The 15,487-nt window shown below is 41.7% G+C and carries 12 protein-coding genes and 1 pseudogene; 7 read left to right on the forward strand and 6 right to left on the reverse strand.

Features of this window, described 5'->3' with window-relative positions; translation table 11 throughout:
• The 6 genes and pseudogenes from Q0625_RS09320 to Q0625_RS09345 all read left to right on the forward strand — a co-directional run.
• Positions 1-453, forward strand: a pseudogene (locus Q0625_RS09320) (4Fe-4S dicluster domain-containing protein); the annotation flags it as partial.
• Between the two features lie 78 nt (positions 454-531).
• Positions 532-1,932: an NrfD/PsrC family molybdoenzyme membrane anchor subunit gene (gene nrfD, locus Q0625_RS09325; RefSeq protein WP_021628052.1), complete on the forward strand. Its 1,401-nt coding sequence runs from the start codon at positions 532-534 to the stop codon at positions 1,930-1,932.
• A 2-nt stretch (positions 1,933-1,934) separates the two neighbouring features.
• Entirely contained in the window at positions 1,935-2,471 is a 537-nt protein-coding gene (locus Q0625_RS09330) for a DUF3341 domain-containing protein (protein ID WP_298826258.1), read from the forward strand.
• On the forward strand, positions 2,468-3,049 hold the full coding sequence (locus tag Q0625_RS09335) for a cytochrome c (protein ID WP_298826261.1): 582 nt from the start codon (positions 2,468-2,470) through the stop codon (positions 3,047-3,049). Before Q0625_RS09330 ends, Q0625_RS09335 begins: the two co-directional genes overlap by 4 nt.
• A gap of 19 nt (positions 3,050-3,068) precedes the next feature.
• The gene (locus tag Q0625_RS09340) at positions 3,069-4,313 is read left to right on the forward strand and encodes a quinol:cytochrome C oxidoreductase (RefSeq protein WP_298826263.1); all 1,245 of its coding nucleotides are present in this window, start codon (positions 3,069-3,071) and stop codon (positions 4,311-4,313) included.
• 195 nt (positions 4,314-4,508) lie between these two features.
• Positions 4,509-5,468: a hypothetical protein gene (locus tag Q0625_RS09345; RefSeq protein ID WP_298826266.1), complete on the forward strand. Its 960-nt coding sequence runs from the start codon at positions 4,509-4,511 to the stop codon at positions 5,466-5,468.
• Between the two features lie 5 nt (positions 5,469-5,473).
• Here Q0625_RS09345 and Q0625_RS09350 read toward each other — a convergent pair whose 3' ends face one another.
• The 6 genes from Q0625_RS09350 to Q0625_RS09375 form a co-directional block, all read right to left on the reverse strand.
• Positions 5,474-6,010 carry a 3-oxoacyl-ACP synthase gene (locus Q0625_RS09350; protein WP_298826269.1) on the reverse strand — a complete coding sequence of 179 codons (537 nt, stop codon included), beginning with the start codon at positions 6,008-6,010 and terminating at the stop codon, positions 5,474-5,476.
• The gene (gene atpG, locus Q0625_RS09355; protein WP_298826272.1) at positions 6,010-6,861 is read right to left on the reverse strand and encodes an ATP synthase F1 subunit gamma; all 852 of its coding nucleotides are present in this window, start codon (positions 6,859-6,861) and stop codon (positions 6,010-6,012) included. The genes Q0625_RS09350 and atpG overlap by 1 nt, the downstream gene beginning before the upstream one ends.
• 208 nt (positions 6,862-7,069) lie before the next feature.
• Positions 7,070-8,461, reverse strand: a complete 1,392-nt coding sequence (locus Q0625_RS09360) for a DASS family sodium-coupled anion symporter (protein WP_298826275.1) — start codon at positions 8,459-8,461, stop codon at positions 7,070-7,072.
• A gap of 176 nt (positions 8,462-8,637) precedes the next feature.
• Positions 8,638-9,702 (reverse strand): diphosphomevalonate decarboxylase, encoded by a 1,065-nt coding sequence (locus Q0625_RS09365; protein WP_298826277.1) that lies wholly within the window; start codon positions 9,700-9,702, stop codon positions 8,638-8,640.
• 437 nt (positions 9,703-10,139) lie between these two features.
• Complete coding sequence (locus Q0625_RS09370) at positions 10,140-12,185, reverse strand: M13 family metallopeptidase (RefSeq protein WP_298826280.1); 2,046 nt, start codon at positions 12,183-12,185, stop codon at positions 10,140-10,142.
• A 365-nt stretch (positions 12,186-12,550) separates the two neighbouring features.
• Entirely contained in the window at positions 12,551-13,087 is a 537-nt protein-coding gene (locus Q0625_RS09375) for a transposase (RefSeq protein WP_298826283.1), read from the reverse strand.
• A gap of 922 nt (positions 13,088-14,009) precedes the next feature.
• On the opposite strand from Q0625_RS09375, the gene Q0625_RS09380 reads away from it, so the two are divergent.
• On the forward strand, positions 14,010-15,230 hold the full coding sequence (locus Q0625_RS09380; RefSeq protein ID WP_298826286.1) for a methyltransferase domain-containing protein: 1,221 nt from the start codon (positions 14,010-14,012) through the stop codon (positions 15,228-15,230).
• The last annotated feature ends 257 nt before the right edge of the window (positions 15,231-15,487 follow it).

Raw genomic sequence — 15,487 nt, forward strand, 5'->3', positions numbered from 1 at the left:
CAAAACCACATGGCTTACAACCGTTGCGTAGGTACTCGTTATTGTGCTAACAACTGTCCTTATAAGGTACGTCGCTTTAACTGGTTCCTATACAGCAATAACAACGAGTTTGACTACCACATGAACGATGACTACGGTAAGATGGTACTTAACCCTGATGTAGTGGTACGTTCTCGTGGGGTAATGGAAAAATGTTCTTTCTGTATCCAAGAAACCCAAGCCGTTATCCTACGTGCTAAGCGTGAAAACCGTGAGGTGAAAGTAGGAGAGTTCAATGATGCTTGTGCTTGTGCTTCTGCCTGTGGTACAGGAGCGATGACCTTCGGGGATATGAACAACCCAGAAGATCCTATCGTGGAACTCAGCAAGAACGACCGTATGTATCACCTATTGGAGCACATCGGTACCCGTCCTAACGTATTCTATCAAGTAAAAGTAAGAAACAACGATTAATATAGTTAATAATTTTGAGTTTTGAGTGCTTAGTTAGCTAACTCAAAACTCAAAACCCAAAACTCAAAATTAAAAAATATGGCATCGCATTACGAAGCACCTATACGCAATCCACTAATAGTAGGCGACAAGACCTACCACGATGTTACTGTGGATGTAGCGCGCCCTGTTGAAGGGAAAGCCAATCGCCTTTGGTGGATAGTATTCTCAGTAGCCCTCGCTGCTTTCTTGTGGGGATTGGGCTGTATCGTCTATACCGTATCTACGGGGATAGGCGTATGGGGATTGAACAAAACCGTGGGTTGGGCTTGGGACATCACCAACTTTGTATGGTGGGTAGGTATCGGTCACGCTGGTACTCTAATCTCCGCCGTATTGTTACTCTTCCGCCAGAAATGGAGAATGGCCATCAACCGCTCTGCCGAAGCGATGACCATCTTCTCGGTAGTACAGGCGGGTCTCTTCCCTATTATCCACATGGGACGCCCTTGGTTGGCGTACTGGACAGTGCCTATACCAAACCAATTCGGTTCGCTTTGGGTGAACTTTAACTCTCCTTTGCTTTGGGACGTGTTCGCGATTTCTACCTACCTCTCTGTATCTTTGGTATTCTGGTGGACAGGACTTTTGCCTGACTTCGCTATGCTACGTGATAGAGCGGTAAAACCTTTCCAAAAGAAAATCTATAGCTTAGTGAGCTTCGGTTGGAGTGGTCGCGCTAAGGATTGGCAACGCTTTGAGGAAGTATCCTTGGTACTAGCAGGATTGGCTACCCCTTTGGTACTCTCTGTGCATACCATCGTATCCTTTGACTTTGCTACCTCTGTAATCCCTGGTTGGCATACCACTATCTTCCCACCTTACTTCGTGGCTGGGGCAATCTTCTCTGGGTTCTCCATGGTAAACACGCTCCTTATCATCATGCGTAAGGTATCCAATTTGGAAAACTATATCACCCTACAACACATTGAGCTAATGAACCTCGTGGTGATGATCACTGGTTCTATCGTAGGTTGTGCCTATATTACAGAGCTTTTTGTGGCTTGGTACTCAGGAGTGGAATATGAGCAATATGCCTTCCTAAACCGTGCTACTGGACCTTACTGGTGGGCATACTGGATGATGATGACCTGCAACGTGTTCTCTCCTCAGTTCATGTGGTTCAAGAAGCTACGCCGCAGTATCCTCTTCTCTTTCTGTATCTCTATTGTGGTAAATATAGGGATGTGGTTTGAGCGTTTTGTGATCATCGTGACCTCTTTGCACCGTGATTACTTGCCTTCTTCTTGGACTATGTTCTCTCCTACACTCATTGATATAGGTATCTATACAGGAACCATCGGATTCTTCTTCGTGCTCTTCCTACTCTATTCACGTACGTTCCCTGTGATCGCACAAGCCGAAGTAAAATCTATCTTGAAATCCTCAGGAGAAAAATACAAAAAATTAAGAGACACTAACCCTAATAATTCACATTAGTTATGAGTAAGAAAGTAGTACAAGCACTCTATAATGACGATGATGTGCTCCTCTCCGCTGTTAAAAAGGTACGCGAGGCTAACCTCAAGATAGAGGAAGTATATACACCTTTTCCTGTACACGGATTGGACAAGGCCATGGGACTAAAGCCTACACGAATTGCCATAGCTTCATTCATCTACGGATGTATAGGATTAGTGGTCGCTACCCTTATGATGAAGTACATCATGATCGATGACTGGCCTCGTAACATAGGAGGAAAGCCTAATTTCACTTATATAACCAACCTCCCTGCCTTTGTGCCTATCATGTTCGAGCTTACGGTATTCTTTGCCGCTCACCTTATGGTAATCTCTTTCTACATGCGTAGTAAGCTATATCCTTACAAAAAGGCTGAGAATCCGGATCCACGTACCACCGATGACCATTTCCTTATGGAAGTACAAGCAGATGATAATAGTGATCAGCTTGTTAAGCTCCTACAAGAAACCGGTGCCGTTGAGGTAAAAATAGCAGATAAAAAAGCAATTCAGATATGAAAAAAAGATATATATTCGCCTTATCCGTAGTCGCCCTTTCGCTTACCGCTTGTTTCCACAAGGATAAGCCGAACTACCAATATATGGCCGATACCGATATGTATTTCCCTGTAGGCTACGAAACCTATCAGGAGGCGCCCGAAGGGAACCAAGCACTCAAGGGCGGAATGGAGGCGCAACTCCCTCCAGAGCATACTATTAAGCGTGGCTGGATGCCTTATCTCTATCCTAATAACAATGAGGGCTATGAGGATGCTAAGGCTAACCTTAAAAACCCACTCTTAGCCGATAGTCTTGCCGTTAAGGATCACCTCAAAGAAGGTGCTGCCCTTTACAATATCTACTGTATGGTGTGCCATGGTGCCGAAGGTGACGGACAGGGTATCCTCGTGCAACGAGACAAATATTTGGGTGTGCCTAACTATAAGGACAGAGAAATTACCCAAGGAAGCATCTACCATGTAATCTATTACGGACGTAATGCCATGGGTTCCTACGCTTCTCAGATTACTGAAAAAGAGCGTTGGCAAGTAGCCTTATATGTGGAGCAACTCAGAAACAAACTCATTAATAAATAACCCCTAAGAAGAAGGAATTATGTATTCGTTTTCAAGTAAAATAAAGCTAACGGCCTTGATTAGTATGATAGTCGGGCTCGTAGCAGTCATATATAGCTTTATAGCGACCCCCAGTTCTGTAGCTGATCTCCATCATGGGGGTGAGGCAGCTCATGATCCTGCGCATTTGGAACATGTGCTTCACTTCTTACAGAATAAGCCTTGGGCTGCCCTCTATGTAGCAGCACTCTTCTTTTTGCTTATTAGCTTAGGGGTCTTAGCATTCTATGCTATTAACCGTGCTGCACAAGCAGGTTGGTCACCTATCCTCTTTAGAGTAATGGAAGGTATCACAGGTTATTTGCCTGTGGGAGCGCTTATATTCTTTGCCTTGCTTGTGTGTTCAGGTCTTCACCTTAACCATCTCTTTATCTGGATGGACCCTCAGGTAGTAGCACATGATACCATAATACAAGGAAAAACAGGCTACCTCAATGTACCTATGTTCCTTGTACGTGCAGCAGTATATCTCTTAGGCTGGATTGCTTACCGACAAATTACCCGTAAGCTCTCTCTCCAGCAAGATGTAGCCACCGATAACCGTCCTTTCATTAAGGCTTTCAAGTGGTCTGCGGGCTTCTTGGTATTCTTCCTCGTAAGTGAGTCCATGATGTCTTGGGATTGGATCATGAGTGTGGATCCTCACTGGTTCAGTACCCTCTTCGGTTGGTATGTATTTGGAAGCTTTATCACTTGTGCTATTGCTACTATTATCTTGGTTACTATAACCCTCAAAGGGCAAGGCTACCTAGAACATGTCAATGACAGCCACCTTCACGATTTGGCAAAATACCTATTTGGATTCTCTATTTTCTGGACATATCTTTGGTTCTCCCAATACCTATTGTATTGGTACTCTAACATCCCAGAAGAAGTTACCTATTTTGTAACTCGTTTGCAAAACTTTGAGCCTATTGTTCTCGGAATGTTGGCTATCAACTTCCTCCTACCATTGCTCATCTTGGTTGATTCCGATATCAAGCGCAAACCTTGGGTAGTAGGTACCATGGCAGTAGTAATACTCATAGGACACTATATGGACTTCTTCAATATGATTATGCCAGCTACCGTAGGAGACCAATGGAGTATAGGTGCGGCAGAGATAGGAAGTTTGTTATTCTTTTTTGGATTATTTACTTATGTAACTTTCTATACCCTCACCAAGGCACCATTAGTAGAGAAGCACCACCCTCTTATGGGCGAAAGTGAACACTTCCACTACTAAAATAGATAAAAGATTAAAAGTAAAAGGTAAAAAGTACACCACTTTTTACCTTTTGCCTTTTACCTTTTATCATTTCATTAATCACTAACACTTCGTGCTTAAATTCATACATTTCATGCTTTATTTTATTGTTTTTTTTGGGAATATAAAATAAAACACTATTTTTGCCTTGTAAATTATTAAAAGATAACAATCATGAAAAAGGTAATTTTATTAGCAGGTTTGCTCTTTTTAGGAGTGGCTTGTTCTAAGAATGATAACAATGGAGGTACTAGTAATGGTAAAGACAAACCGGCCCCTTCTCCAAGCCCCGCCCCTTCTCCAAGTCCGGCACCCTCTCCAAGCCCAAGCCCTGCACCAACTCCCTCTCCAGCTCCTTGGGAGGTAGATCCTGTATTTCCTAAAAAGGTAAAAATGGGAGATAGTAATAACTATAGCCTTGATACTTACTTTTTTGAAAATGGTAAGGTAGTGAAGATAGAGCGAGAATTTTATGATCGGGGGCAAAAAGAAGAAGGCAAGGAGACAACTACAGTTACCTATGCAGGTAAAAAATATCCTTCTAAAGTAGTGCATACAGGTAGATACAATGTCCAAGTAGAATATACCTACAACGATAAAAATCAGGTATTGACTGTAAAAAAGACAGAAAATGGTGCTACAACGACAAAAACATTTGTGTATGATGCCAATGGTAGAGTAGTCAAGGAAAGTAACCCCGATGCTACATATGTATATACCTATCCCGATGACAAAACAATCGTAAAAGCAGAGACTCTTGGCTATGGAGGATTAAATATCATTACCTATACCATAGAAGGAGGAAATCTTGTAAAGGAAGTGCTAGAACTCAAAAATGAAGGCGGACGATTAGAACGAACTATAGTAACAACGTATGAGTATGATCTTTCTATAAAGAATCCTAATCTATCCATTGAGACTAGATTGGTTAAGCCTTATTTCTATGGAAATAAAACTTATTCTCCAGAGACAGTCAGCAAAAATGTATTGACTAAGAAGGTTACCACTTCACCTGTGAGAGAAGAGAATCGTTCTTCTACCTTTACCTATCAGAAGAACGCTCAAGGTTATCCCACCGAGGTAGATGAAAGAACAAGTGGTAATACACGTAGCAGGATAACATACGAATACTAAGCCTCTTATTCCATTATATTGATAGTTAAACAATAGTCTTCTGCCATGAGTTCTACCCATGCGCAGAGGACTTTTTTAGCCTTTCCTGCTTGCAGGAGGTATTGACTATATTGAGAGAAAAATTCCTCAGGATATTGGTCAAATATGAAGAAACTACTCTCCGTCCTAAGATGATGACGAATAGCTATTTCTCCTAAGCAAATATTGGGCAGAGTATATACAAATATTGCAGGGGAAGGGTAGTAGTTATCTGCCTCTTGTATGGTCTCTTGGTGCTTAAGGTCGGTATCCAAACTTGCCGAATGGTTGGCAAAGACAAGCGCTAAGCCTTCCTTTTCTTCCGCAGAGACTCCTTCAAGGAGGTATTCTACCCCCAAGAAAGCTAGTTTGCTAAGAGCGTCCATCTTAAAGAATTTGGGATAGTCAATTTCCAAATGCTTATAGGCTCCCTTAGCGAAAGTGGAGAAATCACCACCTAACATTTCAAAAACAAAGGAACCATTAACAATAATGGCTCCTTTATATATCTTACAAGTCTTCATTAACTATTTAGGGCGTTTGCACCGGAGACAATTTCAAGGATTTCGTTGGTAATAGCCGTTTGTCGGGCTTTGTTATAAGTAAGAGTAAGTTCGTCACGGAGGTTGGAGGCATTGTCGGTTGCCTTGTGCATAGCCGTCATACGAGCGCCATGTTCAGCCGCTAAGGAGTCGCGAACACTCTTGTATAGTTGTAGCTTGAGATGCTTAGGAATAAGCCCCTCTACGATAGCCTCAGCGGAAGGTTCGTAGATAAAGTCACTTTCCTGAGTTTCCTCTTCTTGAGAGAGTTGTAGAGGAAGGAATACTTCTTCGGTGAGAATCTGAGTAGCTACGTTCTTGAAACTGTTGTATACCAATATAATACGGTCGTAAGTTCCCTTAGTATAAGCCTCCATAAGCTCTTGAGCTAAGTCAGCCACCTTTTGGAAGTCCATACGATCAAAGAAACCTTCGCAAAAACGACTTACTTTGCCTGTTTTCTTGAGTATGTCATTCCCTTTTTTGCCAATGGTGAGTATTTCTACCGCTTTTCCTTCGTATTTTTCCAATAGGGATAAGGTGTGCTTTACCACAGCAGAGTTGAAAGCGCCACATAGTCCCCTGTCGGAGGTGATAGCCACTACAAGGATACGTTCTTCTTTCTCACGAGGTAAGAAAGGATTGGTAGTACCCAATGCACTTTTGAGAGATTTAAGAAGATTACCCAATGTATTGGCATAAGGCTTCATAGCATGAATAGCGTCTTGTGCTTTTTTAGACTTAGCTGCAGAAACCATCTTCATTGCACTGGTAATCTGCATGGTGGAACTAATAGAGTTGATACGACTGCGTATCTCTTTAAGGTTGGCCATAGCTGTATATTAAACAGATTCTTTGCGAGCGCAAAAATACGAAAAAAAAGTAAAAGATAAAAGGTAAAAAGGTAAAAAGTTTAGAACAACGCATTCAAGTAAAAAAGTAAGAAGGTAAAAAGTAAAATCACATGCATGAATATTGAGTGAAGCCAACGGAAGGTTGGATACTCTTACCTTTTACTTTTTACCTTATTACTGAGAAATATTATTGTCCTCCCCAGAAGTAATATCCTATGATACTGATGAACAAAATACTAATGATATTGAGCCAGAATCCTGCCTTGAGCATGACTTTCTGAGGGATGAGCCCTGTCCCAAAGGCGATGGCATTGGGGGGTGTAGCCACAGGAAGCATGAAAGCACAAGAGGCTCCGATACCGATAATCATAGCCAAGCCTATGGCTGGTACACCTATTTCCTCAGCAATGGAGATAAAGATAGGTACCAAGAGGGCAGCACTGGCTGTATTGGAGGTGAACTCGGTGAGGAATACGATAAAGGTAGCCACCAAGAGTCCTATAATGAAGTGGTTTTGGTTGCGGATAAGCTCTACAATGCTCTCCACTAACGCCTTACTTGCTCCAGAAGAACCTAGTACAGCACTTAAAGTAAGTCCCCCTCCGAAGAGTAGGAGTACTCCCCAGTCAGTGTTGTCTTGGATATCTTTCCAACTTACAATATTGAAAGTACAAACAAGGATAGCTGCTGTTAGTGCGATCACACTGTCAAAATCGCCTATTTTCTCTAATCCAAAAAGGTTGGAGAATATAGGGTTCATCTGGGTAGAGAAAATCCAAAATAGAGCGGTAAGCGCAAAAATAATGATAGCACCCCATTGCTTTCTGTTGAGAGGTTCATTCTTGTTATCATCACCTTTGACCTTATCCATAGAAACCTTCAGATTGGGGCGGAAAAGGAAATATAGGGTAAGTATTGTAAGAGGTAATAATCCTGCTACCACAGGCATTCCGTACCATAGCCATTCTTGGAAAGTTACGCCTAAGTTAGAAGAAACAATCGCATTAGGAGGGCTACCTACTAGGGTACCCATACCCCCGATACTAGCAGAGTAGGTAATCCCTAAGATTACAAACCAATAGGAACCTTTGTTTTCCTCATAAGGTAGTCCCTTGAGTAATCCGATACCCAAAGGAATCATCATAGCTGCAGTAGCTGTGTTGCTAATTCCCATAGAGAGACCTGCGGTTACTAAAAAGAGCAATAGAATAGCTACCAAGAAATTACCTCGGGCAAGAGAAAGCACTTTGTGAGCAATGTATTTGTCCAACTTGTTGACACTCAGTGAAGCAGCTAAGGCAAATCCTCCGAAGAATAGGAAGATGGTCGGATTGGCAAAGTGTTGCAGTGCGGGCTTGGTCTCCACCAGTCCTAAGATGATAGAGAGAATAGGTACTGCTATGGCTGTGATGGTAATAGGAATTACCTCGGTAAGCCATAGAATAGCCACTAAGACAAGTAGTGCAAGACCTTTGTTAGTCTTGGCTTCGTAGGGGAGCCACAGCAGCAGCGCCCCAGAGAACAGTACGGCCACTAATAGAATAAGTGCTCGCTTGGCGGTGATAAATTCAGTTTTCATAGGCTATTAGGAATTAGCTAACAAGAAAAAACTCTTGTTATTTATGTCCAACAAAATTACACTTTTTTGGACAAAAAAACAAGAGTTCTTTATGTTTTTTTTCAACAATCAGCCTATTTTTTTGTTTAAACAGACTCGTGTCTGTTACAAGTATCACATAATAAGAGAATTAAGTCTTATTTGCCTACATAGTCGTAGAGGATATCTCCGTCTTGGCATAGGGGTCTGAGACCTTCTTCTATGAAGGGGAGTACCTTTTCCTTCTCGGATTCAGGGTAGAGTAGGTGTATATTGGCTCCTGCATCGAGGGTAAAGCAGATGGGTGTATTGGTACTAGCGCGGAAATACCATATTCTCTCAATGGCAGATAGCGTATTGGGACGCATGAGTATATAATAAGGATTGGAAGTGAGCATCATGGCATGTAGGGCGAGGGCTTCGCTTTCTACAATTCTGTTGAACTCATTTAGGTCGCCTTGGGTAAGCACTTCCTTGAGCAAAGTGATATTTTGCCTTGCTTGTGCAAAACGTGCCTCCGCATAGGGGTGATCTATCATGAGCTTGTGTCCCATGGAACTGCTCACAGGTTTTTGTCCCTTGTCAATGAGTAAGATAGAGTCTTGGTAGGTGTCGAATATCTCATGGGTATCCCTTAGGGGTACTCCGTAGAAATTGGAACTCTCAGGAACAGCAGAATGGGCACCCCATATTACTAAGCCTCCATAGGTACTACGGCAAGCACTTCCTGAGCCTAAGCGAGCTAGGAAAGAGGCTTTTTCATGGAAGAACTGATCGCTCATCTCAGGGGCGAAGAGTTTTTCTATCTTCATCAGACAAACGGCTAGCGCTGCCATACCACTAGCGGAAGAGGCTATTCCTGAGCTATGAGGAAAGGAATTGCGAGTGCGCACAATGAAGTAATAGTCCCTGAGGAAAGGAATATAGTTGCGGATACGGGTGAAAAAAGTCTCTATTTTAGGTAGAAAATTATCCTTGGGTTCTTTGTCAAAAAAGAAATCAATCTGGAAACTTGTCGTAAAATCGGTACGAGGAGCCATCTCCATAATAGTTTCTGTATAAGAATTGGAGAGGGTGAAGCTAATAGAGGGGTTCATAGGGATTTGCTCGTCCTTTTTTCCCCAATATTTCACCAATGCAATGTTGCTTGGTGCACGATGTTCTACTTTGGCGGACTCTACCTTATGAGTGTAGGGCTTAGGAATAAATTTGTCTACTAACATCCTTGAAATAGATAAAAAATAATGACCAATCAATTACTAGTGACTAGTGACTAACTACTAGTGACCAATTACCAATTACTAGTGACCAATTACCAATTACTAGTGACTAATGACTAACAACTAGTGACTAGGGGGCTAATAATGTGAAAGGGGAGTTGAAATGCTAAAATTATAACTTTATAAGAGACAAAGAATTATGTCTTAAGCGGATAAAACTTACAATTTTTCAACTCTTACCCAACATTAATAACCGATGATCCATACTAGTGATTTCTGATACATTGATAATGAGCGGCAAAGATACAAAAATCAATTGTTAATTGTTAACTGTCAATTGTTAATATTTGGAATTGGTAATTAGTAGAAAAAGAGAATAGTGAAAAACGTTCTCTAAGAACATTTTCCACTATTCATCATTCATTATTTACTTATTTGGATTACCAGATTTTGACTCTGTCTTCTGGTTTTCTATAAAGTTTGTCCCCTTCCTTGACATTGAAAGTCTGGTACCAAGCATCCACATTGATTAGAGGCGCGAATGCACGGAGGTAGTCAGGAGAATGAGGGTCTGTTTTTACCTGATTGGAGAGGTTTTGGTCGGTAGTAAGAGAACGCCATACGGTAGCCCAAGCGATGAAGAAGCGTTCATTCTGAGTGAAACCGCTAATTTTCTCTATTTCTCCATGGTCTTTTAGGTACATTTGCAAGGCATCAAAGGCGATATTAGCCCCACCGAGGTCGGCGATATTTTCCCCATTGGTAAAGGTACCATTCACGAATACTCCTTTTACAGGTTCGTATTGGTCATACTGCTTAGCCAATGCTTGCGTTGCCTTTTCAAAATTATCTCGGTCAGCAGGACTCCACCAGTCTTGTAGGTTTCCATCGGCATCGAACTGGGCACCGCTGTCGTCAAATCCGTGGGTTATTTCGTGACCGATGATACCCCCAATAGCTCCAAAATTGACAGCAGGGTCTGCCTCAGGGTTGAACATAGGAGCCTGAAGCATGGCGGCAGGGAAAACAATTTCGTTGTACAGAGGGCTGTAATAGGCGTTGACTGTTTGTGGAGTCATGCCCCATTTGGTCTTATCCACAGGCTTGCCTACTTCGTCCAAGCTCTTTTGGTAGTACCACTGAGAGAGGTGTTGTAAGTTTTCAGAGAGAGAGGCTTTGGGGTCGATAACCAATTTGGAATAGTCTTCCCACTTGTCGGGATAGCCTACTTTTACATTGAGTTTTTCCAATTTGGTCAAGGCCTTTTGTTTGGTTTCCTCACTCATCCAAGAGAGGTTTTTGATATGTTCTGCGAAGCTCTTTCTTAGGTAACTAATAAGGGTGAGCATGAGTTCCTTAGACTCCTTAGGGAAGAATTTTTCTACATATAACTTACCGAAGGCTTCACCTAGAGAGTTATCAATAAGGGAGAAGGCACGCTTAGTGATAGCGCGTTGCTCTTGCTGACCACGTAGGTATTTGTCATAGAACTCAAAAGAAAGATTGTCCAACTCCTGGTTGAGGTTGTTGATATTGCCCAACACCAACATGTATTTTAGGTAGTCCTTAAGCAGAGGTAAGTTGTTGGCATTGATAAACTTATCATAATCCTTATACAACCGCAATTCGGAGATAATCACTTTGTTCTCTCCCATGCCTACGTTCTTGAGTAACTGAGGTAGGTTGATATTCTTAACCAAGGCGCCCAATTCTTCCACGCTCATAGGGTGGTAGCTTAGGTTAGGGTCTCGGCTTTCCTCCACGGTAAGCATGAGCTTGGCAAGGCTTTTCTCGAAAGCTACTTGTTTTTTAGCTTTTTCCTCTGGGTTTTGCTCCCCGATAGCCTTGAATACTTGGGCGACAAAGGACTCATATTTCTGGAGCGCTTCAGTATTGCTTTGACTTTCTTTTTGGTAGTAATCGCTACCCATACCAATAGAGAAATTGCTCAAATACGCCACATTGGTATTGGAATCCTTCATATCGGCATAGGCGCCCCAGCTACAGATAGGGTTGTTGCCCAAGAGAGTAGCCTCTTCCAAGTATTTTTGTAGGTCTGCTAAGGAAGAAATAGCGTTGATTTTTGCCAATTGTCCCTCAATAGGAGTGATGCCTTGTTTGTTGCGGGTATCCCAGTCTATATACTGTTTGTAGAGGGTTTGAATCTTTTGGCCTTCGCTACCCTCGGGATATTCCTTGTTCACGAGGTCGTCTAGAATAGACAAGCAGTTGGCTTCGGTTATGTCGTCCAGCATGTAGTAGGTACCCCAAGAGGTTTTGTCGGAAGGGATTTTGGCGGTTTTCATCCAACTACCATTGACATAGTTGTAGAAGTCGTCCTGTGGACGAACAGAGGTGTCCATAGCGGAGAGGTCAAGACCCTTTTCCTCGCTCTTGGTCTGGGTTTCCTTAGTAGGATTGCCACAGGCAACCAGTAAGGAAAGAGAAGCCCATAGGGCTGATTTTGAGAAGATATTTTTTTTCATTTTTTATTGAATTTCAAATGTATTTATATAATGTAATTTGCCAAAGGGTCATATGCAATAGATTAGGCATAACAGATAAGGCGTAAATGGTAAGACACAATACATTAAACGTAAAGGTTAAGGCGCAATGAATAGGGTGTATAAGGTAAGACGCAATATAAATTAAGACGCAATGAATTGCGTCTCTACGTGGACGCAGACCAAGATACCCCTATTAACATAGTCTTGTGTAGAGACGCAATTCATTGCGTCTTTATGATAAGGTGTAATAGTTAAGACGCAATAAATTAAATGTATAAGGTTAAGACGCAATAAATTGCGTCTCTACAAGTGTGTTATCTGCATGAGGCCTTTGTGTATTGTCTTTAGGTATTTAAGGAATCTTCCTCCCAATGCTGGGGATTGTTTTGTATGTATTGATATATTGAAAAATATTCATCGGAATTGCGTATAATATGATCATGATAATTAGCCTGCCATTGAAAGGGTAATCCTCTTTTTCGTATTTCATAAGTGCAACGTCCCTTAAACCAATGTATGATGTGACCAAGGTTCTTGTTTAGTAAGGGATTTTTATCTCCTGCAAAACCACCCGTATAATAGGTGTTGTCATTGTCTGATAAAACCTTAGTAGTTGATTCTGTACTCTGAGTTATGGTTAAGATCGTATGAAAATGATTAGGCATTACAACAAATGTTGATATATGTGCAAAATCGAACTTATTAGGAATTTCTAAAAATATACTTCTTACTATCTCACCTGATTCGGAAAGTGTCATTTCTTTGTTATGAATCTCACCTAAAAAACATTCACGATTTTCAGTACATATAGTGACGAAATAGTGAGCACTATTGCTATAATCCCAATTTTGCCAACGATTGGAATAAGGTTTGTATCTCATGATGTAAATAAATTCTTTGTCAATTTATAGATAAAAAACTTTGTATCTGAGCGAAATAAAAATGTAATAAACAAAACATGATAAAATGCTAAGATACAGTAAATCAAACATACAAGGTTAAGGCACAATAAATTAAATCTAAATGGTAAGACGCAATGAATTGCGTCTCTACGTGGGCGCTGTCCCATATACCCCTATTAACATAGTCTTCCGCAGAGGTGCAATAAATTGCGCCTTTACGAGAAGGTGTAATGTAAGTTTCCAAAGGGTCATATACACATAGATTAGACATAACAGATAAGGCCTAAATGGTAAGACGCAATACATTAAACGTAAAGGTTAAGACGCAATGAATTGCGTCTCTACGTGGGCGTTGTCCAAGATACCCTTATTAGCGTAGTCTTCTGTAGAGACGCAATAAATTTCGTCTCTACGATAGGGTGTAATGTAAGTTGCCAAAGGGTCATATACACATAGATTAGACATAACAGATAAGGCGTAAATGGTAAGACGCAATACATTAAATGTAAAGGTTAAGACGCAATGAATTGCGTCTCTACGTGAGCGTTGTCCCATATACCCCTATTAACATAGTCTTCTGTAGAGACGCAATTCATTGCGTCTTTACGATAGGGTGTAATAAGTTTTCAAAAGGTTTATATACAATAGATTAGACATAAATGTTAAGACGCAATGAATTAAACATAAAGGTTAAGGCGCAATAAATTAAATCTAAATGGTAAGACGCAATGAATTAAGACGCAATAAATTGCGTCTCTACGATGGTGTAATAAGTTACATTTTTACATACAAACTGATAAAGATTAATATTACTGCAAATATACGAATTTTAATTGAGAATGTTCTTTTGGAAAGGAAAAAAAACGTACATTTGCCATTGTTTAGAAGATAAATAATATTGATGCGATTACATAGGAATTTGGTGGATGCCGTAGTAGATGGTTTTCTGCAAATAAATAACGATGGACTCTATGCGGATAAGGTGATAGAGCGTTTGCTTAAGCGTGATAAGCGTTGGGGGAGCAAGGATAGGGCTTTTATAGCCGAAACGCTCTATGAGCTGGTGCGCTACAAGCGGCTTTATACCGAGATAGCACAGGAGAAGGCACCCTTTACCGTGCAGAGTGCTCGACGCGTATTTGCTGTATGGGCGGTGCTAAGAGGAATTAGCCTTCCTGAGTGGTACTTTGAGGGCACACCAGAGCGACGTATCAAGGGGCGTTTTGATGCTCTTTCTAGGGAGCGTGCTGTACGTGAGTCCGTGCCTGATTGGCTAGATGCCCTTGGTGAAAAAGAGCTTGGTGAGACGGTATGGGAAGCGGAGTTACATGCGCTCAACGAACAAGCACAGGTAGTGCTTCGGGTTAATACACTAAAGACCGATAGGGAAGCACTCAGGGCGCAACTGCTTAAAGAGGGTTACGAGACAGAACCCCTAAAGGATTTGGCTGATGCCTTGAAGCTGAAGAAGCGCGCTAATCTCTTTCTCTCAGAAGCTTTCAAACAGGGGCTTTTTGAGCTACAAGATGCCTCCTCCCAGCGAGTGGCCCCTTTGCTCCTAGGAGACTGGACACCTGCGCAGGGTAGCCTAAAAGTGGCTGATTGCTGTGCTGGGGCAGGAGGGAAGACCCTGCATTTGGCTGCCCTGATGGGCGGTAAAGGCAAGATTGTGGCTATGGACATCTACCCGCAGAAGCTCGATGAGCTAGCGCGTAGGGCGAAACGCAATGGGGCTTTCAATATAGAGACACGGCTTATAGAGGCAAAGTACCTCAAACGCCAACGCGGTAGTTTTGACAAGGTACTGATAGATGCACCTTGTTCGGGATTGGGTGTGCTGCGTCGCAACCCTGATACCAAATGGAAACTGACTCCTGAGTTCTTAGACCAGATACGCCAGACACAAGCCCAAATCCTTGAGCAATACAGTCAGTTGGTTAAGGATGGCGGGCAACTTGTCTATGCGACTTGTTCGGTATTGCCTAGTGAAAACCAACAGCAAGTACAACGTTTTCTCCAAAGCGAGGCAGGTAAGCGCTTTGCCCTCATAGAGGAACACCCTATCTCAGCAACAGAGGGGTATGATGGGTTCTATATGGCGAAATTAGTGAAAAGTGAATAATACCCCTAACCCCTGAAGGGGGAACAAGTGAAGAGTGAATAGCGAAGAGTGAAAAATGAAGAGTGAAGAATGAAAAGTGAGAAGTAAAGTCAGCAAACACTTGGAGCTGGGTATTTGGGTGAAGAGTGATTACTAATTAATTGTCAATTATTAATTACTAACTGCTAGCCACTAACTACTAATCACTAACTACTAATCACTAACTGCTAACTACTAACTATTTGATTATGGAATTTTTGAATAAATATTTTGTAGAA

Origin of the sequence: uncultured Capnocytophaga sp. (assembly GCF_938029845.1) — a bacterium.
Classification (GTDB): Bacteria; Bacteroidota; Bacteroidia; order Flavobacteriales; family Flavobacteriaceae; genus Capnocytophaga.